18 protein-coding genes are annotated in these 21,734 nt (G+C 56.1%); 12 read left to right on the top strand and 6 right to left on the bottom strand.

What is annotated here, in order from left to right:
• Positions 1-8: 8 nt before the first annotated feature.
• From IYV58_RS26830 to IYV58_RS26820, 3 genes are all read left to right on the top strand, one after another.
• A complete protein-coding gene (locus tag IYV58_RS26830; RefSeq protein WP_123828643.1) occupies positions 9-941 on the top strand; it encodes an ROK family protein in 933 nt (310 codons plus the stop codon).
• Positions 922-1,596: a D-lyxose/D-mannose family sugar isomerase gene (locus tag IYV58_RS26825; protein ID WP_087828388.1), complete on the top strand. Its 675-nt coding sequence runs from the start codon at positions 922-924 to the stop codon at positions 1,594-1,596. The genes IYV58_RS26830 and IYV58_RS26825 overlap by 20 nt, the downstream gene beginning before the upstream one ends.
• Positions 1,597-1,755: 159 nt before the next feature.
• Positions 1,756-2,487 carry a MurR/RpiR family transcriptional regulator gene (locus IYV58_RS26820; protein WP_004126732.1) on the top strand — a complete coding sequence of 244 codons (732 nt, stop codon included), beginning with the start codon at positions 1,756-1,758 and terminating at the stop codon, positions 2,485-2,487.
• Positions 2,488-2,578: 91 nt separating this feature from the next.
• On the opposite strand, the gene IYV58_RS26815 is transcribed toward IYV58_RS26820, so the two are convergent.
• The 4 genes from IYV58_RS26815 to IYV58_RS26800 form a co-directional block, all read right to left on the bottom strand.
• A complete protein-coding gene (locus IYV58_RS26815) occupies positions 2,579-3,958 on the bottom strand; it encodes a family 4 glycosyl hydrolase (RefSeq protein WP_004126731.1) in 1,380 nt (459 codons plus the stop codon).
• A gap of 13 nt (positions 3,959-3,971) precedes the next feature.
• Positions 3,972-5,531 (bottom strand): PTS transporter subunit EIIC, encoded by a 1,560-nt coding sequence (locus IYV58_RS26810; RefSeq protein WP_087828389.1) that lies wholly within the window; start codon positions 5,529-5,531, stop codon positions 3,972-3,974.
• 194 nt (positions 5,532-5,725) lie between these two features.
• Positions 5,726-7,441 (bottom strand): AsmA family protein, encoded by a 1,716-nt coding sequence (locus IYV58_RS26805; RefSeq protein WP_049113011.1) that lies wholly within the window; start codon positions 7,439-7,441, stop codon positions 5,726-5,728.
• A gap of 145 nt (positions 7,442-7,586) precedes the next feature.
• On the bottom strand, positions 7,587-8,978 hold the full coding sequence (locus IYV58_RS26800; RefSeq protein WP_004126728.1) for a nucleobase:cation symporter-2 family protein: 1,392 nt from the start codon (positions 8,976-8,978) through the stop codon (positions 7,587-7,589).
• 286 nt (positions 8,979-9,264) lie between these two features.
• On the opposite strand from IYV58_RS26800, the gene gltS reads away from it, so the two are divergent.
• Positions 9,265-10,467, top strand: coding sequence for a sodium/glutamate symporter (gene gltS / locus IYV58_RS26795; protein WP_004126725.1), 1,203 nt, complete (start codon positions 9,265-9,267; stop codon positions 10,465-10,467).
• Between the two features lie 216 nt (positions 10,468-10,683).
• Here the strand turns inward: gltS and glpK are convergent, their stop codons facing one another.
• Complete coding sequence (gene glpK / locus IYV58_RS26790; RefSeq protein ID WP_004126722.1) at positions 10,684-12,195, bottom strand: glycerol kinase GlpK; 1,512 nt, start codon at positions 12,193-12,195, stop codon at positions 10,684-10,686.
• A gap of 21 nt (positions 12,196-12,216) precedes the next feature.
• Complete coding sequence (locus tag IYV58_RS26785) at positions 12,217-13,068, bottom strand: MIP/aquaporin family protein (RefSeq protein WP_004106970.1); 852 nt, start codon at positions 13,066-13,068, stop codon at positions 12,217-12,219.
• Between the two features lie 442 nt (positions 13,069-13,510).
• On the opposite strand from IYV58_RS26785, the gene zapB reads away from it, so the two are divergent.
• The 8 genes from zapB to IYV58_RS26745 all read left to right on the top strand — a co-directional run bounded on the left by zapB (position 13,511) and on the right by IYV58_RS26745 (position 21,668).
• Positions 13,511-13,756, top strand: a complete 246-nt coding sequence (zapB, locus tag IYV58_RS26780; RefSeq protein ID WP_009652751.1) for a septal ring assembly protein ZapB — start codon at positions 13,511-13,513, stop codon at positions 13,754-13,756.
• Between the two features lie 151 nt (positions 13,757-13,907).
• Entirely contained in the window at positions 13,908-14,897 is a 990-nt protein-coding gene (locus IYV58_RS26775) for a sulfate ABC transporter substrate-binding protein (protein ID WP_004126718.1), read from the top strand.
• A 202-nt stretch (positions 14,898-15,099) separates the two neighbouring features.
• The gene (locus IYV58_RS26770; protein WP_142474045.1) at positions 15,100-15,861 is read left to right on the top strand and encodes a CDP-diacylglycerol diphosphatase; all 762 of its coding nucleotides are present in this window, start codon (positions 15,100-15,102) and stop codon (positions 15,859-15,861) included.
• Positions 15,862-16,125: 264 nt separating this feature from the next.
• Positions 16,126-17,460 carry an MFS transporter gene (locus tag IYV58_RS26765; RefSeq protein WP_195729346.1) on the top strand — a complete coding sequence of 445 codons (1,335 nt, stop codon included), beginning with the start codon at positions 16,126-16,128 and terminating at the stop codon, positions 17,458-17,460.
• Between the two features lie 10 nt (positions 17,461-17,470).
• The gene (locus tag IYV58_RS26760) at positions 17,471-18,430 is read left to right on the top strand and encodes an aminoimidazole riboside kinase (protein WP_195729345.1); all 960 of its coding nucleotides are present in this window, start codon (positions 17,471-17,473) and stop codon (positions 18,428-18,430) included.
• 9 nt (positions 18,431-18,439) lie between these two features.
• A complete protein-coding gene (locus IYV58_RS26755; protein ID WP_142445868.1) occupies positions 18,440-19,480 on the top strand; it encodes an ADP-ribosylglycohydrolase family protein in 1,041 nt (346 codons plus the stop codon).
• A 62-nt stretch (positions 19,481-19,542) separates the two neighbouring features.
• Positions 19,543-20,265 (top strand): GntR family transcriptional regulator, encoded by a 723-nt coding sequence (locus IYV58_RS26750; RefSeq protein ID WP_004126705.1) that lies wholly within the window; start codon positions 19,543-19,545, stop codon positions 20,263-20,265.
• Between the two features lie 98 nt (positions 20,266-20,363).
• The gene (locus tag IYV58_RS26745; protein WP_142469264.1) at positions 20,364-21,668 is read left to right on the top strand and encodes an SLC13 family permease; all 1,305 of its coding nucleotides are present in this window, start codon (positions 20,364-20,366) and stop codon (positions 21,666-21,668) included.
• The last annotated feature ends 66 nt before the right edge of the window (positions 21,669-21,734 follow it).

Here is a 21,734-nt window from a genome sequence, read left to right as displayed (position 1 = left end):
AGGCCGGTATGAAGTATTTGGGGCTGGATATCGGCGGGAGCAAAATCGCCGCCGTGGTGATGGATGAACAAGGCCATGAATGGAGGCGTTTTCGCGTTGAAACGCGAAAACAGACCCGGCAGCAGTTTATTGCAACGCTGGTGGCGTTAATCACCGCGATTGGTGATGAGCTGGCTCAGCCTTTGGCTATCGGTATCGCCCTGCCGGGAAGTATCTCCCCGCAGACCGGCAAGATCCGCAATGCCAATATTCAGGTCATCAACGGCTGCCGCTTACAGGATGAGCTTGAGCAGCGCCTGGGCCAGCCGGTTGTGCTGGCGAACGATGGCAACTGTTTCGCTTTATCAGAGGCCTGCGATGGCGCAGGTGCCGATTATTCGCTGGTATTTGGCATGACGCTGGGGACCGGATGCGGGGGCGGTATTGCGCTTAATCGCCAGATTTTCTCCGGCGCGTCAGGGATTGCGGCGGAGTGCGGGCATATCACGCTGCCGGGATATCAGGAGGTCAACGATGGGCCGCCCGCGCGCTGTTATTGCGGAAAATATAATTGCGTCGAGTCCTTTATTTCCGGCACCGGGCTGAGCGCGCGCTATCGTTTGCTGACCCGGGAGGCGCTCAGCAGTCAGGCTATTATCGCCCGGGCGCTGGAGGGCGAGCATGCCGCCTGCGAGCAGGTGCTGCGCTTTCGCCAGCAGCTGGCGCGGACGTTAGCGACGGTGGTGAATCTTATCGATCCCGGCGTGATTGTTCTCGGCGGCGGTCTGTCTAACGTGGCGCTGCTGGTGAACGACCTGGCGGCGGATGTTGCCCCGCTGGTGTTTACCGACCATTTCATCACCCCCATCGTGCCTGCCCGACATGGCGACAGTAGCGGTATGCGCGGCGCAGCCTGGCTGGCCGTCCGAAGCGGAGTCGAAAATGAAACGTTCACAGATTAACTACGCGATTGATAAAGCGCACGCTATCGCCGAGTCCTTTCGCATTTGTTTACCCGAGTTTGCCTGCTTTACCGCCGATATCTGGGCGAAAAAGCGGATTGAAGAGTGGCGAGAAGTTCGGGATCTACAGCTTGGCTGGGATATTACCGATTTTGGCAGCGGCCGTTTTCAGGAAACCGGACTGACGCTGTTGACCCTGCGTAATGGCGCGCTGGGCGATTCGCGCTATCCCAAACCCTACGCCGAGAAAATGTTGCAGATTCAGCAAGATCAGCAAACCCCCTGGCATTTTCATTATCACAAAATGGAAGATATTCTGAACCGCGGCGGCGGCCGGCTCTGTCTGCAGCTGGCATGGGCGACAGAGGATGAACGGCTGGATATGCAGCGCAGCGTGAGCGTCGCGGTTGATGGCCGCCAGCGCACGCTGAAACCGACAGAAACCCTGGTTCTTAACCCCGGGCAAGGTGTTTGCTTGCCGCCTACGCTGTACCACCGTTTTTGGGCTGAAAACGCGCTGGTGATGGGCTGGGAAATTTCGATGGTGAATGATGATAAGCGCGATAATCGTTTTCTGGAAGATAGCGGCCGTTTCCCGATGATTCAGGAAGATGAACCGAAAAAATGGTTATTGTGCAGTGAGTACGAGTGCTGAAAAGAGATAGACGTTGCTGAATCCATCACCCTCTTTACCGGAGGGTTTTTTTATTCCATTTTGTCTAAAAAAGTAATGTTCATTTCATTCTGGTGATTAATGCCACAGACGCCAGCGCCGCCGGGTGATAGCGTAGTTTAGCGCTGAGAGGAGCCCGGTATGGATTTAGAAAACATCTTTCGTGACGTTAAGCTAAGCAAAACGGAAATGACCGTGCTGCGTTTTATTCAGAACGATCCTGAGCAATGCGTTCGTGAGGGGATCCGCGCCGTGGCGGAGCACTGTTATAGTAATCCCTCTTCGCTGGTACGCCTGGCGAAGAAGCTGAAATTCAGCGGCTGGCTGGAGCTGGTCTATTTTATTAAATTCAATATCACTATGCCCAAACTCGATGTGACCAACGACATCGATTATATGAGCATTCAGCCGGCGGAGCGGATAGCTCCGCTGCTGGAAAGCCTGCAACATCACCGCATTTTGATTCACGGCAGCGGCTTTTCGCAGCTGATCGCCCAGTATATTTACAATAAATTTTTGGTAACCGGGGTGAATGCCAGCCTGGCGCTGTGGCCGGATTACGAAATCCTCGAGCAGAAGAACGCCGCCAAATTTGATTCGATCTGGATTATTTCCAAATCCGGACGCAGCAGTTCGGCGCTGAACTGGGTGAAAGCGCTGGAAGGCAAGGAGATTAACCTGGTCTGCTTTACCGGCGATTATCAAAGCCCGCTGGCGCAGGCGGCGGATACGGCGTTTATCATTCATGACCCGCAGAAGTTTGATGACGATATTTACTGGAGCAATCCATTCTTCGGCTACTGCATACTCGGCTTTGAGCGGCTACTGAAGATGTGGTTTATGCAGGCGGGCCTTCCCGGAGGCGGCGCCTGAGGCGCCTGTCCGGGCTACCGGCCCGCAGTTGGCGATGAACCTGTAGCCCGGATAAGGCGTTAGCCGCTATCCGGGGGATTTCTCCGGGCGTTTATCGCCAGTCGGCGAACTGCTTATCGTCGAGATAGGCTTCAACCAACGTTTTCGCCAGCGAATACGAGCCGACCAACGGATGCGCCATCAGGGCCCGTATCGCCAGCGATTTATCGCGCTGCAGAATCGCCGCCACCGCCAGCCGCTCATACTCCTTCACGCTGGCGATCATGTTTTTCTGCGCCGTCGGCACATGCTTCGGCGTCACCGGCTTCAGGCCGTCTTTACTCAGGTCGCAGCTGATCTCAATCACATCATCCGGGCGCAGGAAGTCCAGCGTGCCGTTGTTCGACATCGACACCACGATACGCTTGGTGGTGGTGCTGTTGACCGCTTCCAGAATATCCAGCGCCACGCCAGCGTAACCGCCGGTATCCGGCTCCTCGATAAACTGCTTTAAGGTCAACGGCTCGCGGGTATGGAATTTTTCCTGCTGCGACTCGTTCTGCATATAGCTATTTTCCCGGCGCAGATAGTGCTTCATCCAGAGGGTAAACGCCGCTTCCGGGTTGGCTTTCACATCCACAGTCCGCAGCTCTTCGCGCATATCGTGATTGATACGGGCAATCTGCTCGCCGCGGGTTTCCGGCGCGTTCTGAATCGCTTTTAAGGCCACTTCGCGATAATAGTAGTAATAAAGATATTCGTTCAGCAGCTGCTTATCGCACAGCTGTACCAGCTCCGGTGAAAAGTACTGCATTGCCGTCTTGCGATACAGGTCCGGGCTGGCGATCAGACGCTCGGTGACATCCTCGCCGCGCACGGTGAAGTGGGTAAACCAGGAGAAGTGGTTCAGCCCGTAGCACTCGACGCCGAGATCGCGCTCGTCGCAGCCGAGGATCTCGGGCAGCTCGCGAATCAGCTCCGACGGCGCGTCGCAGATGCCATACACCCGACGCTTAAAGCCGGATTTGATAATCGCCTCGGTGACCAGGCCCGACGGGTTGGTGAAGTTAAATAGAATGGCATCTTCGGCGGCATGCTCTTCAATCAGGCGGCAGTAGTTGAGAATCGCCGGAATGGAGCGCATCGCCATGGCGAATCCGCCCGCCCCGGTGGTCTCCTGGCCCAGCGTATTGTGCTCCAGGGCGATACGCTCGTCGCGGATCCGGCTCTCATCGCCGCCGACCCGCAGGGTGGTGATCACATAGTGGCTATTTTTCAGCGCGGGCACCGGGTCGCTGGTAACGCTGAAGTGAATATCCGGGCGAATAGCATTAAACACATAGCGGGCAATCTCGCCGAATATCGCCAGGTTCTCAGCGGAGCTGTCGAGAAATACCACTTCCGTTAACCCAATGCGGTGCGCGTTATATGCCAGAGATTTTGCCAAAAACGCAGAGCGAACGCCGCCCCCGCCTAATACGGTTAATTTCATAAATCACTCCTAATTAATTTTCTGCTAGCCAGCTATCAACCCGGGAACGAACCTGTCCCACTTTGACGCCGTAAATAACCTGAACTTCATTTCGATTTCGTACTACGCCATTTGCGCCGGTGCTTTTTAATATCGTATCGTCAACCAGATCCATATTATGAATAGCGACGCGCAGGCGGGTGAAACAGTTATCGACGGAAATAATGTTTTCTTTACCGCCCAAGCCATTGATAATTTCGTTAGTCACCGACTGCGGTTCGCCCATTTTTTTACGATAATCCGCCTTGCTATATAACTTCACGTTTTCATCGTCTTCACGACCCGGTGTTTTGAGATTCAACTTAATGACAAGGGTGCGGAAGATAACGTAGTAGACGGCGAACTGACCGAGCCCGATAAGCACGTAGCCGGGCCAGCGCGTCAGGGAGACCGGCAGCGGCAGGTTGTAAATCAGGAACTCAATCAGCCCGGAAGCGCCCCAGGGACGCACGGTGAAGATGTCGCAAATCGCCTGCGAGGCCGCGGTTAAGGTGGCGTGGATCACCCACAGCAGCGGCGAAACGAACAGGAAGGTAAACTCAATCGGCTCGGTGATGCCGGTGAGCATGGAGGTGATAATGGCCGGCAGCAGAATCGCTTTGGCCATCATTTTTTTCTCCGGTTTCGCCGTGTGGTAGAACGCCAGTGAGGCGCCGGCCAGGCCGAAGATGGTGGTCATTCCCTGCTGCGAGAAACGCAGCGCCTCGTTCATCACCGGGGTTAAATCCGGGTGGCGCATATAGGCGAGGAAAATCGCCTGGGTGCCGGAGACGACCTGGCCGTCGACGCTCAGCGTCCCGCCGATTTGGGTGAGCTGGAACGGTGACCAGACGAAGTGGTGCAGGCCGGTGGGGATGAGGAATTTTTCAAAGAAGCCATAGACGAAGACCCCCGCCACGCCGGCGTTTTTCATAAAGCCGGTCAGCGCCGCGATGCCGTGGGTCATAAACGGCCAGATCCAGGTAAAGGCGATAGCGTAGAGAATGACGATCGGCGTCATCGCCACCAGCGTCAGCTTGGCTCCGCCGTACATGGAGAGCGCGCCGGGCAGTTCAATCGTCGAGACTTTGTTATGCACCCAGGCGATGGTGCAGCCGAGAATAATCCCGAGGAAGACCCCCATATCGACTACCACAAACCCCAGCAGCTGAGTCTGCCCGGTACCGTAATATTCGCCGTTAATTTTTTCCGCGAGTCCGTGGGTATGTTCCAGCCACGAGTGGTTAGCGCCAAGAAACATGATAAAACACATTACCGAAACCAGCGCCACTTCGGTTTTTTTATCTTTTGCCAGGCCATAGCTGATACCGACGCAAAAGAGTAATCCCAGATTGCCAAATAATGGCCAGAAGGTATCGCCGAGGAGCTGTCCGAGCTGGTGTAAAAAACTGGTCTCCGAAATTAATGTTGGGTTAGTTAAGACTGAACTGAGTGCCAAAATTAAGCCAATGACCGGCAAGAACAATACTGCACCGATCATTGCTCTGGAGAATTTTTGCATATTCTCCAGAATACGCCGACGTATTACAGACATGGTCGTTCCTTTATTTTTGTAGGTTCAGGGACTTTAATTATTTTTTTAACTTCCAGTATTTTTGTTATAGCAAGTCCGCTATTTGAAAGGAACAGGTTGCGGGAAATAGGTACAAACAGCCGCTTAATGGCAACAGGTTTCGCGAATGGAACAGGCCCCTCTCCCGTGGGGAGAGGGGAGAGGGTGAGGGAAAGTCAGGGAGTCGTTGTCGCCGGCGCTGAAGGGGTCGGGGCGTTGATGATCTCCCCGTTGCGCATCACCTGCGCCACCTGCTGTTTTTCCATATTTATCGCGCTAAGCTGCCCGTTGACGGTCGGCTTCAGCGGCGCATCCGCCAGCATGCTGCCGGTCGCCGTCAGCTGAAGGTTACCATCGCCGGAAACCGGCAGCGCGGGCCAGCCCCACGCCTGCAAAATATTCAGCGGCACGCCGCGACCGTTGAGACTCAGGTTGACCAGGCGCTGCGGGAGCTGCGACACCGCTGCGGTGGCTTGCAGGATCCCTCGTTCGGTAAAGGCGCTGAGCTCGTTAACGTTCACCGTTGAGGCGTTGGCGCTCAGCTTCAGCGACGGGCGGCGGACGTCAATCCGGTTAAACGTCGCGGCGGCGGCGTTCAGCGTCGCGCTACCGCTCCACACGCCCCAACTGCGGTTTTTCACCAGCTGCAGCTCGCCGCCGTAGCCGTCGAGCGCGGTGATTTGCCACGGGAACGCCGGTTCAATATCGATAATCAGGTTGCGGCTGGCGCTGAACTTTCTCAGCGTCAGGCTTTGCAGCCAGTCGGGCAGCGGAGCCATCCACAGCTGCTTCCAGTTGTCCGGCAGGGTGTATTCCAGCCCGGCAAACGCCGCGTCATCCAGCACCAGGGCGTGACCGGCACGCAGCCAGTTACCGGACGTGCGCACCATGCCGCCCTCCCAGCGTGAGGTGAACTGGCGCAGCGCGATGCCCTGCGGTGAGAACCCGGCGTTAAGGATCGGGTCGAGGAAATGCAGCGAGCCGTAAATGAACTCGTTGGCGTTCATCGACAGCGTACCCTCCTGGCTTTGCCAGTCGCCGTGGCTCAGGGTGAGGTTGCGCAGATTAAGGTCGAGACCGGCGATCGCCCAGTCAGGCCCCTGCAGGCTGGCGTCGGTGACATCAAGGCGGCCAATCTCTAGCGAAGGCAGGGTAGTCAGCGGCGCGAAAAAGTCGGCGAGGGATTTATCGCTTTGCAGGCGGATTTCGCTGAGGCGCAAATTATCGACCTGCCAGCCGCCGTCGGCGCTGCGTTTCGCCGTGCCGGTGAGCGTACCGCGGGCGACGTCCGCTCCAATGGTCGAGAGGGACACTTCGCCGTTATCAATATTCCCCTGAATCAGCACGTTGCTGGCTTCAATACCGTTGAGCGTCATCGACCCGGCGCTGATCTGAATCTGCGTTTTCTTACCTAGCACGTTGCCCGCTTCCGGCGCCCACGGGCTGACGCCGCCGGTGACGCGCTGCGCGCTCAGATCCCAGTCGCTCTCCGGGCTGTTGAACGCCATATTGCGCAGCTGCAGACGGTCGGCGGCGAATGGCAGCGCCGCAGAGGAAGGGGAAAAGTTTAGCGTGCCGTCGCTGAGGACGATTTCGTCGGCATGCAGCGGGTCGCTAAACTGGCGGCTGCTAAAACCAATATCCACCGTTTGCGCCACCAGCGTGGCGGGTTTGCCGTCGCGGCCGAGGGTGACGTTTTGCAGCTGCAGGTGCATCGGCGAGGAGAAATTATGGTTCATCTTGTTGAAAGAGACCTTCCAACCGGTGCCGTCGCTTAGCCAGGCGCTGGCCTGGCGCCCACCCCACTGGGTTTGCAACAGGAAGTAAGCGGCAATAATCACCACCAGCAGGGCAATCAGCAGCCAGAGAATCAGCTTTCTGAGAAATTTCATGGTCTTCGATCCTGAGCGAGGCACATAAGGCTGTTATGCCCGAATTATGCGCAATCCTCAAGACAGGAATTGTGTAATGAGATGATGTGAGGTTGATGATGCAGACGCCCCGGCCAGCATTGCGCGGCCGGAGCGTCACAGAGGATCAGTTTTTCTCTGGCGGGAAAATCAGATTCAGAACAATCGCCGTGATACCGCCGGCAGCGATACCCGAGGAGAGCAGGTTCTTCAGCCAGTCAGGGGCGAACTGCAGGATCAGCGGCTGCTGGGAGACGCCAAGGCCGACGGCCAGCGACAGGGCGATAATCAGGATAGCCCGGCGGTTCAGCGGCTCGCGGGAGACGATGCGCACGCCGGAAGCGGCAATGGTGCCGAACATGACCAGCGTCGCGCCGCCGAGCACCGGCTCAGGAATATGCTGCACAAAGCCGCTCACCGCCGGGAACAGGCCGAGCACGATCAGCATCAGCGCGACCACGAAACCGACATAGCGGCTGGCGACGCCGGTCAGCTGGATCACGCCGTTGTTCTGACCAAAGCAGGAGTTCGGAAAGGTATTGAATACCGCCGAAACAAAGGAGTTCAGGCCGTTAGCCAGCACGCCGCCCTTCAGACGCTTCATATATACCGGGCCGGAAACCGGCTGCTCGGAGACGTCAGAGGTGGCGGTAATATCGCCGATGGTTTCCAGCGAGGTAATCATAAACACTAGCATCAGCGGCAGCAGCAGGTTCCAGTCGATGCCCAGCCCGTAGTAAAGCGGCGTAGGCACCATAATCAGGCTGCTTTCCGTCGGCGTGGTATTGGCCGGCAGCATATCGAGCAACCATGCCGCCAGATAGCCGGCCGCCATCGCGATTACCAGCGAAGCGATGCGCAGGTACGGGTTACGCTGGCGGTTAAGGATAATAATCAGCGCCAGCACGATCCCTGCCAGCAGCAGGTTTTTCGGCGCGCCGAAGGTGTGATCGGCCATGGCCGCATAGCCGCCGCCGATGGAGGTCAGGCCAACCTGGATCAGCGACAGGCCGATAATCATCACCACCACGCCGGAGACCAGCGGGGTAATAATGCGGCGGGCGAGATGCAGGACGCGGGAGAGAACCATCTCCGTGCAGCTGGCCAACATCAGGGTGCCGAACAGCGCGGCCATCATGGTCGGAACATCGGCGCCGCCGGTTTTCAGCGCGGTGCCGCCCATAATCAGCGGTGCGACGAAGTTAAAGCTGGTGCCCTGAATCGAGAGCAGACCAGATCCCACCGGGCCCCAGGCTTTAATTTGAATGATGGAGGCCACGCCGGAGGCGAAAAGGGACATGCTGATGATGTGTTGCGTATCCTGAGCCGGAAGGCCCAGCGCCTGGCAAATTAACAGCGCCGGAGTGATAACCGCGACAAACATCGCCAGCAGGTGCTGGAAAGCGGCGAACAAGGTTTGCGGTAGCGGCGGGCGGTCTTCGAGGCGGTAGATTAATTCGCTGGTTTGCATGTGCGCAACCGGTTGCGCATTTTCTGACTCTGCGGTGTTAACGGACATCACAACAATCCCAAAGGTGGCAAAGCGGGGATTTTATCGGACTGTAGACCAAAAGCAAACGTTTGCCACTCTTTAGCGGCAAATATTTAAGCATGGAATAAGTGTCAAATATTTATTAACATTTTGTATGCTTGATCGCATCATTATCCCTACAAAATATCTTTTCCTGTCCTTTTTTCCGTATTTCTGCTTAAAATCCCTTCCCGATTACTCATGATGAGAAGCAATCGACACCGGGAATACCGTCGCGTGTGAATGGATCATGCGCCTATAAGGAGCTCTTTTTATGTTTCATCTCGATACCTTATCGACGCTCGTTGCCGCAACACTCGTGTTGCTACTGGGTAGAAAACTCGTTCAAATCGTCCCTTTCCTCAAGAAATACACCATTCCTGAACCCGTTGCGGGCGGCCTGCTGGTCGCGCTGGCGCTGCTGGTATTAAAGAAAAGCATGGATATCGAAATCGATTTCGATATGAGCCTGAAAGATCCGCTGATGCTGGCTTTCTTTGCGACTATCGGCCTCAACGCCAACCTCGCCAGCCTGCGCTCCGGCGGCAAAGTGGTGGGGACGTTCCTGATTGTGGTGGTGGGACTGCTGCTGCTGCAAAACGCGCTCGGAATCGGCATGGCGAAGCTGCTGGGCCTCGACCCGCTGATGGGGCTGCTGGCCGGTTCGATTACCCTTTCCGGCGGCCACGGCACCGGCGCGGCGTGGAGTAAATTGTTTGTTGAGCGCTATGGTTTTGCCAACGCCACCGAAGTGGCGATGGCTTGCGCAACCTTCGGTCTTGTCCTTGGCGGCCTGATCGGCGGACCGGTGGCGCGCTATCTGGTTAAGCACTCTTCCTCCCCGGACGGTACGCCGGACGATCAGCTCGCGCCGACCGCGTTTGAAAAGCCGGATATGGGGCGCATGATCACCTCGTTGGTGCTGATTGAGAGCATCGCGCTGATCGCCATCTGTTTGACGGTAGGGAAGATCGTTGCGCAACTGCTGGCGGGAACCATATTTGAACTGCCCACCTTCGTTTGCGTATTGTTTATCGGCGTGATCCTGAGCAACAGCCTGTCGGCGCTGGGGCTGTACCGCGTGTTCGACCGCGCGGTGTCGGTGCTGGGTAACGTCAGCCTGTCGCTGTTCCTGGCGATGGCGCTGATGAGCCTGAAGCTGTGGGAGCTGGCGTCGCTGGCGCTGCCGATGATTATTATTCTGGCGGTTCAGGCAGTGGCCATGGCGCTGTATGCAGTGTTTGTGACCTACCGGATGATGGGCAAAAACTACGATGCCGCGGTGCTGGCCGCCGGCCACTGTGGTTTCGGCCTCGGCGCGACGCCGACGGCGATTGCCAATATGCAGGCGATTACCGACCGTTTCGGTCCGTCGCACATGGCGTTTCTGGTGGTGCCGATGGTGGGTGCGTTCTTTATTGATATCGTTAACGCGCTGGTGATTAAGCTCTATCTGCTGCTGCCGGTATTTGGCTGATTAAAACCCGGCGGCGCTGCGCTACGGGGTTGTGCGGTCTGCGGGCAGTAGCCCGGGTAAGGCGTTTACGCCGCAACCCGGGGATACCCCGGGTTTTATACATCGGCGCGGTTTCTCCCCGGCTCGCGCTGCGCTTAGCCGGGCTACGGGGGGCGGTCTGCGGGTTGTAGCCCGGCTAAGGCGTTTACGCCGTCAGCCGGGAATACCTCAACAATCTTACGCTTCGTCGTGTTCTTCCCACGCCAGCGCGCGTTTTACCGCTTTCTTCCAGCCGCTGTAGCGATAGTTACGCTCGGTGGTTTCAATTCCTGGACGGAACTCGCGCTCGATAACGGCTTTCTCCTGCAGCTCATCCAGATTCTGCCAGAAACCGACCGCCAGACCGGCCAGATAAGCTGCGCCCAAAGCGGTGACTTCACGGACTTCCGGGCGCTCCACGCGGGTGCCGAGAATATCCGACTGGAACTGCATCAGGAAGTTGTTGGCGACCGCGCCGCCGTCAACGCGCAGGGCGTGCAGACGGATCCCGGAGTCAGCCTGCATCGCTTCCAGTACGTCGCGGGTCTGATAGGCGATCGACTCTAGCGTGGCGCGAATAATATGGTTGGAGTTCACGCCGCGGGTCAGGCCAAAAATTGCGCCGCGGGCATAGGGATCCCAATACGGTGCGCCGAGGCCGGTAAAGGCCGGAACGACGTACACGCCGTTGGTATCCTTCACTTTGGTGGCGAAATATTCGGAATCGAACGCGTCGCTAATCAGCTTCATCTCATCGCGCAGCCACTGGATGGAAGCGCCCGCCATAAACACCGCGCCTTCCAGCGCATAGTTCACCTCACCGCGCGGGCCGCAGGCGATAGTCGTCAACAGGCCGTGCGTTGATGTCACCGCTTTCTCGCCGGTATTCATCAGCATAAAGCAGCCGGTACCGTAGGTGTTTTTCGCCATCCCCTCTTTAACGCACAGCTGGCCGAACAGCGCAGCCTGCTGGTCGCCGGCGATACCGGCGATCGGAATACGCGTCCCGCCTTTACCGCCGATGTTGGTCTGGCCGTACACTTCGGACGACTTGCGCACTTCCGGCAGCATGGCGCGCGGGATATCCAGCGCATCGAGCATTTTGTCGTCCCAGTCCAGCTCGTGGATATTAAACAGCATGGTACGCGAGGCGTTGGTGTAGTCAGTCACGTGAACGCGTCCCTGGGTCATTTTCCAGATAAGCCAGGTGTCTACGGTGCCGAACAGCAGCTCGCCGCGTTTAGCGCGTTCGCGCGCGCCTTCGACGTGGTCGAGGATCCACTTCACTTTGGTGCCGGAGAAGTACGGGTCAACCACCAGGCCGGTGGCCTTGCGGATGTACTCTTCCATGCCGTCGCGCTTGAGCTGCTCGCAGATCTCGGCGGTACGGCGGCACTGCCAGACGATAGCGTTATAAATCGGCTTGCCGGTTTCACGCTCCCAGACGATGGCGGTTTCACGCTGGTTGGTAATACCGATCGCCGCGATTTCATCGGAGCTGATATCGGCTTTTGCCAGCACTTCGACCAGCGTAGAGCTTTGCGATGCCCAGATCTCCATCGGGTCGTGTTCAACCCAGCCTGGGCGCGGATAAATTTGTTCGAATTCTCGCTGAGAGACGCTGACGATATTGGCATCGTGATCCATTACCACGGCGCGGGAGCTGGTGGTGCCCTGGTCGAGCGCTACGATATATTTTTTGTCGGTCATAGTATGAGTCCCGTAGTCAGATTACAGCGAAGCTTTGTGTTGCGTCGTAGAGGGAGATGCGGCTTCTTTCTCTTCAACAACGCAGGTGTCGCAAGGCAGGTGGCGGCCAATCAGCTTGCGGTAGCAGAATGCGCCCAGCGCAGCACCGACGATTGGCGCACACAGCGGCACCAGGAAATAAGGAATATCTTTGCCGCCGGTGAAGGCGACGTTGCCCCAGCCTGCCAGCCAGGCGAAGGCTTTCGGTCCGATATCACGCGCCGGGTTCATGGCGAAGCCGGTCAGCGGGCCCATGGATGCGCCAATGACGGCGATCAGCAGACCAATCAGCAGCGGCGCCAGCGGGCCACGCGGCACGCCGTTGCCATCGTCGGTCAGCGCCAGAATGACGCCCATCAGGATAGCGGTAATCACCATTTCTACCGCGAAGGCCTGCACAAAATTGATATGCGGGTTCGGGTAAGTAGAGAAAATGCCAGCCAGCTCGAGACTTTCGACGCTACCGCGCACCATATTGTGGGTATGTTCGAAATCGAAGAAAAGATTGTAATAAAGCCCGTAAACTAAAGCCGCAGCGCAAAAGGCGCCAGCGAATTGCGCAATGATAAAAGGAACAACTTTACGACCGTCAAAGCAGGCGAATAGCCACAGCGCGATGGTGACCGCTGGGTTAAGATGCGCACCGGAAACCCCTGCGGTCAGGTAAATCGCCATGGCGACGCCCAGACCCCAGATGATGCTGATTTCCCATTGACCGAAGCTGGCTCCCGCGACCTTAAGCGCAGCGACGCACCCAACGCCGAAAAAGATCAACAACCCGGTACCGAGGAACTCTGCGATGCACTGGCCTTTTAGTGTTGATGTTTGGCTCATAATCGAATCCTGAAGCGTAGTGATGATTATTGTAAGTGTGAAGGTCGCAGGCGACCATGCTGCCATGTAGGCATAGTGTTAATTTATCGTTAACGAACAAAAACGAGAAATATCGAAATTCAAATGTGTGTACCACGTCAAGAAAATGAGCGTTTTCGCGCCATAAACGCGTATTCGGCCGTTTGCGGGAGCGTTTCACCGCTCATTTTTTTACGTCTTGATTAACAATTACGAAAAAGTAACGGGTAAAAGCGGCGAACGGACCAGGTAAAGGCTGAAAAGTGTTGCAAACCGCAATCTACGCGGGTTGTCGCTGGACAGGGGAGGCGGGGCTTCATACAATCGACTACATCACCACTGTAGTGCGCTAATTTTCGTTAAGGCGTCAACGCGTATACGAAACGGACGGTTTCTATCAACGCCTTGCAAGTTCAGGAGAGGTATGACGATGTCATTAGAAGTGTTTGAGAAATTAGAATCTAAAGTTCAGCAGGCGATTGATACCATCACTCTGTTACAGATGGAAATCGAAGAGCTGAAAGAGAAGAACAACACGCTGGCGCAGGAAGTACAGAGCGCACAGCACAGCCGTGAAGAGCTTGAGCGTGAAAACGGTCAGCTGAAAGAACAGCAGCAGGGCTGGCAGGATCGTCTGCAGGCGCTGCTGGGCCGCATGGAAGAAGTCTGATGCTTCCCGCTCCCTCCCGTTTGGGAGGGGGCAAACTCTCCCCCGTTCTATATACTCGCAAGTTATAGCCAATCTTTTTTTATTCTTTAATCATCAGTCCGCTTTCTGGCACGCTTAATCCATCACAACACGACATAAAGAGAGCGGTGCGATGAATAAGTGGGGCGTAGGGTTAACTCTGTTGCTGGCATCCGCCAGCGTTCTGGCAAAAGACATTCAACTATTAAACGTTTCTTACGATCCGACGCGCGAGCTGTACGAACAGTACAATAAAGCCTTTAGCGCCCACTGGAAGCAAGAAACCGGCGACAACGTGGTGATTCGTCAATCCCACGGCGGCTCCGGCAAACAGGCGACCTCGGTGATCAACGGCATTGAAGCCGACGTGGTAACCCTTGCGCTGGCCTATGACGTCGATGCGATTGCCGAACGCGGCCGAATCGACAAAAACTGGCTGAAACGTCTGCCGGATAACTCTGCGCCGTATACCTCCACCATCGTGTTCCTCGTACGTAAAGGCAACCCGAAGCAGATTCACGACTGGAACGACCTGATTAAACCGGGCGTGTCGGTGATTACCCCGAACCCGAAAAGCTCCGGCGGCGCGCGCTGGAACTATCTGGCGGCATGGGGCTACGCCCTGCACCAGAACAATGGGGACCAGGCGAAGGCGCAAGAGTTCGTAAAAGCGCTGTTTAAGAACGTCGAAGTGCTGGATTCCGGCGCCCGGGGCGCGACTAACACCTTCGTAGAGCGCGGGATCGGCGATGTGCTGATTGCCTGGGAAAACGAAGCCCTGCTGGCGACCAACGAACTGGGTAAAGACAAATTTGAGATCGTGACCCCGAGCGAATCGATTCTCGCCGAGCCGACGGTTTCCGTGGTGGATAAAGTGGTCGACAAGAAGGGCACTCGCCAGGTGGCGGAAGCGTATCTGAAGTATCTCTACTCGCCGGAAGGCCAGGAGATTGCGGCGAAGAACTTCTATCGCCCGCGCGATCCTGAAATTGCGAAAAAATACGCGAATGAGTTCCCGAAACTGAAGCTGTTCACCATTGATGATGTGTTTGGCGGCTGGACGAAAGCGCAGAAAGAGCACTTCTCCAACGGCGGCACCTTCGACCAGATTAACCAGCGTTAAATAGCCTCTCCTTATCCCCGCTCGCGCTGCGCGTAGCGGGGCTACAACTCTTGTAGCCAGGGTAAGCCGCGACCCGGGGCAGAGTAGCCCGGTCAGGCGCGTTAAGCGCCGCCTCGGGCAAAACTCAATGCACCACCTCCCGTTTTCATTTAGTCATCAAACTGCGTTACTCTTCCGTTTCTGGCTGAGACAGGAAAATAGAATGCGAAGAGTACGATACCTTTTATTAGCGCTGCTGGTGGCGGTTGTGGCGGCGATGGCCGGCGGCTACTACTGGCTCCATTCCGGCAACCCTGACGCGTTGCGCAAAATTGTTCTGCAGCAGTGCGTCCCCAACCAACAGCAGAATCAGGATCCCGCACCCTGTGCGGAAGTGAACCTGAAGGGCGGCTATGTGCTGTTTAAAGACCGCAATGGCCCGCTGCAGTATCTGCTGATGCCGACCTACCGTATTAACGGCACCGAAAGCCCGCTGCTGCTCAATCCCCTGACGCCGAACTTCTTCTGGCAGGCCTGGCAGGGGCGCGAAATCATGAGCCAGCATCGTGGTTCCGCTGTATCGGATGACGCGGTCTCCTTGACCATCAACTCGCGCAGCGGACGCACGCAAAATCATTTCCATATCCATATCTCCTGCCTGCGTCCCGATGTCCGTACTCAGCTGGACAAGGAAGCGCCCGCTATCAGCAGTCGCTGGTTGCCGCTGCCCGGTGGACTACTGGGCCACGAATATCTGGCGCGCCGGGTCACCGAAACGGAGCTGGCGCAGCGCAGCCCGTTCCTGATGCTGGCCGAAGAGGTACCGGAAGCACGTGAACATATGGGCCGTTTTGCGCTGGCGATGGCGAAGCAGAGCGATGGTTCGCTGGTGCTGCTGGCGACCGAGCGTAACCTGTTGACGCTGAATCGCGCATCGTCGGAAGAGATTCAGGACCATAGCTGCGCCATTCTGGAATCCCGTTAATTTTCTTTACGTTCCCGCCATTCATTATCTCCTTGATTCTTATCCCGGTTTAACGCCGGGGTAGGATCGGGTGCATAAAAATATGTGAAACCGATCAAAAGATATAAAGGTATACCTTTATATCTTTTTGAGTATGGTTACACTCTCTTCATCGCCTCCATAAATTTCTGGCGGCGGCTTATATATAAAAACGTTTTTATTTCATGTAGTGACATCATTAATTGCTCACCCTATTTGCGCTGTTAAGCGTAAAGGAATATCAACATGAAACTTTCTATTGTGGAAAAGATCGGCTTCGGCGCAGGAGACATGGCGATAAACGTTGTGATTATCGCCATGCAGCTGCTGCTCGCCTATTTCTATACCGATATCTATGGCCTGAGCGCCGCTGATGTTGGCGTACTGTTCGTGGTTGTACGGATGATCGATGCGATTATCGATCCCGTCATGGGGGTTCTTACCGATAAGCTGAATACGCGCTGGGGACGTTATCGCCCGTGGCTGTTGTGGTTTGCAATCCCTTTTGGCTTCGCCGTTTATTTGATGTTTATCACGCCTGATATGGCCTATATGGCCAAGCTGGCATGGGCCTACGGCACCTATATTCTGATGACTCTGGTCTATACCGCCATAACCATTCCTTATATTTCGATGATTGGCGTAATCACCAGCGACCCTGTCGAACGCTTAAGCGCAAACGGCTATCGCTTTGTGATGACTAAGATTGCCGCTTTTCTGGTAACTATCGTTGTGCCGATGCTCGCCGTCTGGCTGGGGCAGGGCAACAAGGCGCTGGGCTATCAGTTTTCAATGGGGCTGATGGGCGCGATGGGCGCCGTGCTGTTTATCTTCTGTTTTCTCACTACGCGTGAACGCAGCGAGCCGGAAATTACCTCGCTCTCGGTGGGGAAGCAGTTTAAGTATCTGTTACGTAACGATCAGTGGATTATTCTCGGCGTTGTTATTTTACTGCTGATGTGCGGCTATGTTATTCGTGGTTCCGTCGCGGCTTATTATGCTAAGTATTATCTGAACGGTGGCGATAGCCTGATTTCACCCTTCCTGACCACCGGCGTCATCGCTTCTATTTTGGCGATGATCGCCACCACATGGATAACCAAGTTCTGGGATAAAATTAAGATGTTCCGCTACACCCAGATTATTACTTTTATCCTGAGCGCGCTGATGTATTTCTCCGTCGGGCGCGAAAACCTTGTCCTGGCGTTTGCGTTCTATTTTCTTATTAATTTCTTCTGCGATATGCAAATGCCGGTGTTCTGGTCCTCTATCGCTGAAGCGGTAGATTACGGAGAAAAGAAAACCGGGCTGCGCGTTTCCGGACTCGCGTTTGGCGGCATCCTCTTCTTCCAGAAGTTTGGTATGGGCATTGCGGGAGGCATTCTTGGATTTCTGCTGAGCCACTTCGGCTATCAGGCCGATGTTGAACAGAGCGCACGTTCTCTCACCGGCATTGCGCTGATGATGACGCTCATTCCTGCCCTGTTCCACCTTGCGGTGGGGCTGCTTATGAAAAAATATCTGATTAATAACGAATATTACCGTGATATTCAGCTCGCCCTCGCGCAGAAAAAGGCATAAGGAGGCGCAAATGGACACCATCAATAAAGTTTGGGTTATCGGTGACGCCTCCGTTGACCTGGTGCCGGAAAAACAAAATAGCTACCTGAAATGTCCCGGTGGAGCATCGGCCAACGTGGGAGTGTGCGTGGCCAGGCTGGGCGGAGAATGCGGTTTTATCGGCTGTCTTGGCGACGATGATGCCGGGCGTTTTCTGCGCCAGGTATTCCAGGACAATGGCGTAGATGTCTCATTTCTTAGGCTGGACGCGAGCCTGACCAGCGCGGTGCTGATCGTCAATCTGACGGCTGACGGCGAGCGCAGCTTTACCTATCTGGTGCATCCAGGAGCCGACACCTACGTTTCGCCGCAGGATCTGCCGCCGTTCAGGAAACACGAATGGTTTTACTTTAGTTCGATAGGCCTCACCAACAGCCCCGCCCGCGAGGCGTGCCTTGAGGGGGCGAGACGTATGCGTGAGGCCGGCGGCTACGTTCTTTTTGACGTCAACTTACGCAGCAAGATGTGGCGCGATGCTACGGAGATCCCTGATCTGATCGCCCGATCTGCCGCGCTTGCCTCTATCTGCAAAGTCTCAGTAGATGAGCTTTGTCAGCTGAGCGGCGCCAGCCGCTGGCAGGATGCGCGTTATTACCTGCGCGATCTGGGCTGTGAGACCACCATTATTTCTCTGGGTGCCGATGGCGCGCTGCTCATTACCGCCGAGGGGGAGTTCCTTTTTCCTGCTCCGCGCGTTGACGTCGTCGATACCACCGGAGCAGGCGATGCCTTTGTTGGCGGCCTGCTGTTCACGCTTTCCCGTGCAAACGGCTGGTCTCATGCCCTGCTGGCGGAGGCTATCGGTAATGCCAACGCCTGTGGTGCGATGGCGGTGACGGCAAAAGGCGCGATGACGGCCCTGCCGTTTCCCGACCAGCTAAACACTTTTCTGGCCAGCCATTCGCTGGCACAAGCTATGACCATGAAATAAGGAGTCATCATGCACGTTGATCAAAACAAAATACTGGGATGCCTGGTTGGCGCCGCCGCCGCGGACGCGATGGGAGCGGCAACGGAAGTTCGGACTCAGCAGCAAATTAAGGACTATTTTGGCGGCTGGGTGACAACCTTTCAAAAACCGCCGGCGGATACGTTTGGCCGCTGCAATGAAGCGGGCATGTGCACCGATGATTTTATTCAGGCTAAGTACATTATGGACGCGCTGCTGCGCCATCAGCGCCAGGTCAGCGACGAAGCGATGCGCGAGGCGTTCCAGCAGTGGCTGGATTATCCTTACTACGCCAACTTTACCGGTCCGACGACGCGCGCGGCGATGAAAGCGATCTTCAATGACAACCGCGCCTCTTTGCAGGGCGAGCTGGAAGGTGAAAAACAGTCGGTACAGATTATTAATAAAGGAAACGCGGAAGCCACGAACGGCGCGGCGATGAAGATTTGGCCAGCGGCGGTGCTGCACCCCGGCAATATCGACGCGGCAATTGAATGTGCGCTGCAGATTTGCCGCTTTACGCACAACAATGTGCTGGCGATGTCCGGCGCGGCGGCGATGGCCGCGGCAACCAGCGAGGCGTTAAGATCGCAGACCAATGCAGACAGCATTATTGCCGCCGGTGTTTACGGCGCTCAAAAGGGCTATCTGCTGGCGCAGGAGCAAGGAGCGATGATGGTTGCAGGCCCTTCCGTTGCCCGGCGCATTGAGCTGGCGGTGGAGATCGGTAAACGTCATCGCCATTGGGAAACCGCGGTAGTGGAAATCGCCGATATTATTGGTTCCGGGCTGCACGTAAGTGAAGCAGTGCCTGCGGCCTTCGGTCTGTTCGCGTGTTGTCCGAATTCTGCCGTAGATGCTATTATCTCCGGCGTTAATATCGGCAATGATACTGATACTGTCGCCACCATGGTTGGGGCGATCTCCGGCGCATTTCATGGTGCGGATGCTTTCCCCGCCGATTATTTAACGACCGTGGATCGTATGAATCATTTCGATTTGGCAGAACTGGCCAGGCAAATCGCAGGGTAGCGAATTCACCCTGCCGGGGACGGTGAAACGTCCCCTGCTGGCGAAGACGTGAGGTGCGCAGTTTGCAGGTTGATAAAACGAGCTTTACTCCGCTTTATAAGCAACTATTTTTTATCATCTGTCAGCAGATCCAAAACGGGTCTTTGCCTTTAGGCAGCCAGCTGCCGACGCAAAAAGAGGTCGCCAGAGCCTACAACGTCTCGTTGATTGTGGTTAAGCAGGCCTGGAGCGAATTAATCAATGCCGGCATTATTTCGTCCCAGCGCGGAAGCGGCTCGGTAGTATGTTCCGTGCCGGAAGGCGTGAGCTATGGCCATACCTTTCGCGGAATTACCAGCGATCTTCAGGATGCCAGCGTCGAGATAGAGAACCGTATTCTGGAAATCGCTCCGCGCCGCGCGCGCGATGCTCAGGCAGATGGCTTGAGCCTTCCTGCCCATCATCATTATCTTTATATCTCGCGTATTCGTTGCCTGAATAACCGCCCGTTCAACCATGAAAAAATATATCTCGATCTTAGCTTCTTTCCCGGCCTGGAATTGACCCCGCGGTCGCTGGAACATACGTCGCTTTATTCGTTATTAAACGTTACAAGCGACTCGGCGATTGAAAAAGTTGAGGCGATTTTACCTTCCCCCGAGTTATGTGAAAAACTGCAGATTGCTGAGAATAAACCGCTGCTATCCGTCGCCAGACAGACGTTTCAGGCCGGACACGATAGTCCTTTTGAATATTGCCGTTATTACGTGCTGTCTGAATACTTTGGTGAGATCCATTATCACTAAACTGCCTGTATCCATCCCGTAATAACCCCACCATATCTGGCGTTTACCTGTCTTGTTGTCCGTCGTATTCTTGCTGAAAAAAACGACAGGAGACAGGTATGTCGCTCTGGTTTTCCCACCCTCTGTTCCTTCCCTCTATCATCGTCGGCATCACTATTCTCCTCTGGGCGACCTCGCTACTGCCGGAGTTTATGACCGCGCTGCTGTTTTTTGCCGCGGCGATGATCGCCAAAATCGCGCCGCCGGAGGTGATTTTCGGCGGCTTTGCCTCATCGGCGTTCTGGCTGGTGTTCAGCGGCTTTGTGCTGGGGATCGCTATACGCAAAACCGGGCTGGCGGACAGGGCGGCCCGGTCGCTCTCGTCGCGGCTAACCGACTCCTGGCCGCTGATGGTCGGCAGCGTGGTGCTGCTCAGCTATGCGCTGGCGTTTGTGATGCCGTCCAATATGGGACGTATCGCGCTGCTGATGCCGATTGTGGCGGCAATGGCCAGGTGTGCCGGTATTGAAGAGGGGACGCGCCCGTGGTTTGGCCTGGCGCTGGCGGTAGGGTTCGGGACCTTCCAGCTGTCTGCCACCATCCTGCCCGCTAACGTCCCGAATCTGGTGATGAGCGGCGCGGCGGAGGGATCGTATGGTATCCATTTGAATTATCTTCCCTATTTACTGCTGCATACGCCGGTACTCGGCTGGCTCAAAGGGGCTGTGCTGATCGCCTTGATATGCTGGCTATTTCCCGGAAAACCGCACCCGCCGCGCGACATGACGCCGCTGCCGCCGATGAGCCGCGATGAGAAGCGCCTGGCGTGGCTGCTGGTGGTGGTGCTGACGCTCTGGGTGACGGAGAGCTGGCACGGCGTGGGGCCAGCCTGGACGGGGCTGGCGGCGGCGGTGATAACGCTGCTGCCGCGGGTCGGTTTTATCAGCGGCGAGGAGTTTTCCAGCGGCGTGAATATCCGCACCTGTATTTACGTCGCCGGAATTTTGGGACTGGCTATCACCGTGACGCAAACCGGTATCGGCGGCGTGGTGGGGAATGCCCTGCTGCAGATTATGCCGCTGGATAAAGAGAGCCCGTTTACCAGCTTTCTCGCATTGACCGGCATTACCAGCGCGCTGAACTTTATCATGACCGCTAACGGCGTACCGGCGCTGTATACCACCTTCGCGCAGAGCTTCTCCGATGCCACCGGCTTCCCGCTGCTGAGCGTGATTATGATTCAGGTGCTGGGGTACTCCACGCCGCTGCTGCCGTATCAGGCGTCACCGATTGTCGTGGCGATGGGGCTAGGGAAAGTGCCTGCGCGGGCGGGAATGCTGCTGTGTATCGCGCTAGCGGCGGTGAGCTATTTGATTCTGCTGCCGCTGGACTATCTGTGGTATCAGGCGCTGGGGAAACTGTAGCGGTGTAAAAAACCCGGCTTGCGCTGCGCTGAGCCGGGCTACAAATATTGCAGATTTCTGGTCAGT

This window comes from Klebsiella sp. BDA134-6 (genome assembly GCF_015601345.1).
GTDB lineage: Bacteria > Pseudomonadota > Gammaproteobacteria > Enterobacterales > Enterobacteriaceae > Klebsiella > Klebsiella grimontii.
This window is presented reverse-complemented; position numbering and strand designations above follow the sequence as displayed.

What these genes read in the sequence shown, in the direction of transcription:
- IYV58_RS26810 (WP_087828389.1), bottom strand. Translation starts at nt 5,531, where the DNA reads ATGTCTGTAATACGTCGGCGTATTCTGGAGAATATGCAAAAATTCTCC.
- IYV58_RS26760 (WP_195729345.1), top strand. Translation starts at nt 17,471, where the DNA reads ATGGACACCATCAATAAAGTTTGGGTTATCGGTGACGCCTCCGTTGAC.
- IYV58_RS26815 (WP_004126731.1), bottom strand. Translation starts at nt 3,958, where the DNA reads ATGAAATTAACCGTATTAGGCGGGGGCGGCGTTCGCTCTGCGTTTTTG.
- IYV58_RS26825 (WP_087828388.1), top strand. Translation starts at nt 922, where the DNA reads ATGAAACGTTCACAGATTAACTACGCGATTGATAAAGCGCACGCTATC.
- IYV58_RS26785 (WP_004106970.1), bottom strand. Translation starts at nt 13,068, where the DNA reads ATGAGCCAAACATCAACACTAAAAGGCCAGTGCATCGCAGAGTTCCTC.
- zapB (WP_009652751.1), top strand. Translation starts at nt 13,511, where the DNA reads ATGACGATGTCATTAGAAGTGTTTGAGAAATTAGAATCTAAAGTTCAG.
- gltS (WP_004126725.1), top strand. Translation starts at nt 9,265, where the DNA reads ATGTTTCATCTCGATACCTTATCGACGCTCGTTGCCGCAACACTCGTG.
- IYV58_RS26775 (WP_004126718.1), top strand. Translation starts at nt 13,908, where the DNA reads ATGAATAAGTGGGGCGTAGGGTTAACTCTGTTGCTGGCATCCGCCAGC.
- IYV58_RS26770 (WP_142474045.1), top strand. Translation starts at nt 15,100, where the DNA reads ATGCGAAGAGTACGATACCTTTTATTAGCGCTGCTGGTGGCGGTTGTG.
- IYV58_RS26820 (WP_004126732.1), top strand. Translation starts at nt 1,756, where the DNA reads ATGGATTTAGAAAACATCTTTCGTGACGTTAAGCTAAGCAAAACGGAA.
- IYV58_RS26805 (WP_049113011.1), bottom strand. Translation starts at nt 7,441, where the DNA reads ATGAAATTTCTCAGAAAGCTGATTCTCTGGCTGCTGATTGCCCTGCTG.
- IYV58_RS26765 (WP_195729346.1), top strand. Translation starts at nt 16,126, where the DNA reads ATGAAACTTTCTATTGTGGAAAAGATCGGCTTCGGCGCAGGAGACATG.
- IYV58_RS26745 (WP_142469264.1), top strand. Translation starts at nt 20,364, where the DNA reads ATGTCGCTCTGGTTTTCCCACCCTCTGTTCCTTCCCTCTATCATCGTC.
- glpK (WP_004126722.1), bottom strand. Translation starts at nt 12,195, where the DNA reads ATGACCGACAAAAAATATATCGTAGCGCTCGACCAGGGCACCACCAGC.
- IYV58_RS26755 (WP_142445868.1), top strand. Translation starts at nt 18,440, where the DNA reads ATGCACGTTGATCAAAACAAAATACTGGGATGCCTGGTTGGCGCCGCC.
- IYV58_RS26800 (WP_004126728.1), bottom strand. Translation starts at nt 8,978, where the DNA reads ATGTCCGTTAACACCGCAGAGTCAGAAAATGCGCAACCGGTTGCGCAC.
- IYV58_RS26830 (WP_123828643.1), top strand. Translation starts at nt 9, where the DNA reads ATGAAGTATTTGGGGCTGGATATCGGCGGGAGCAAAATCGCCGCCGTG.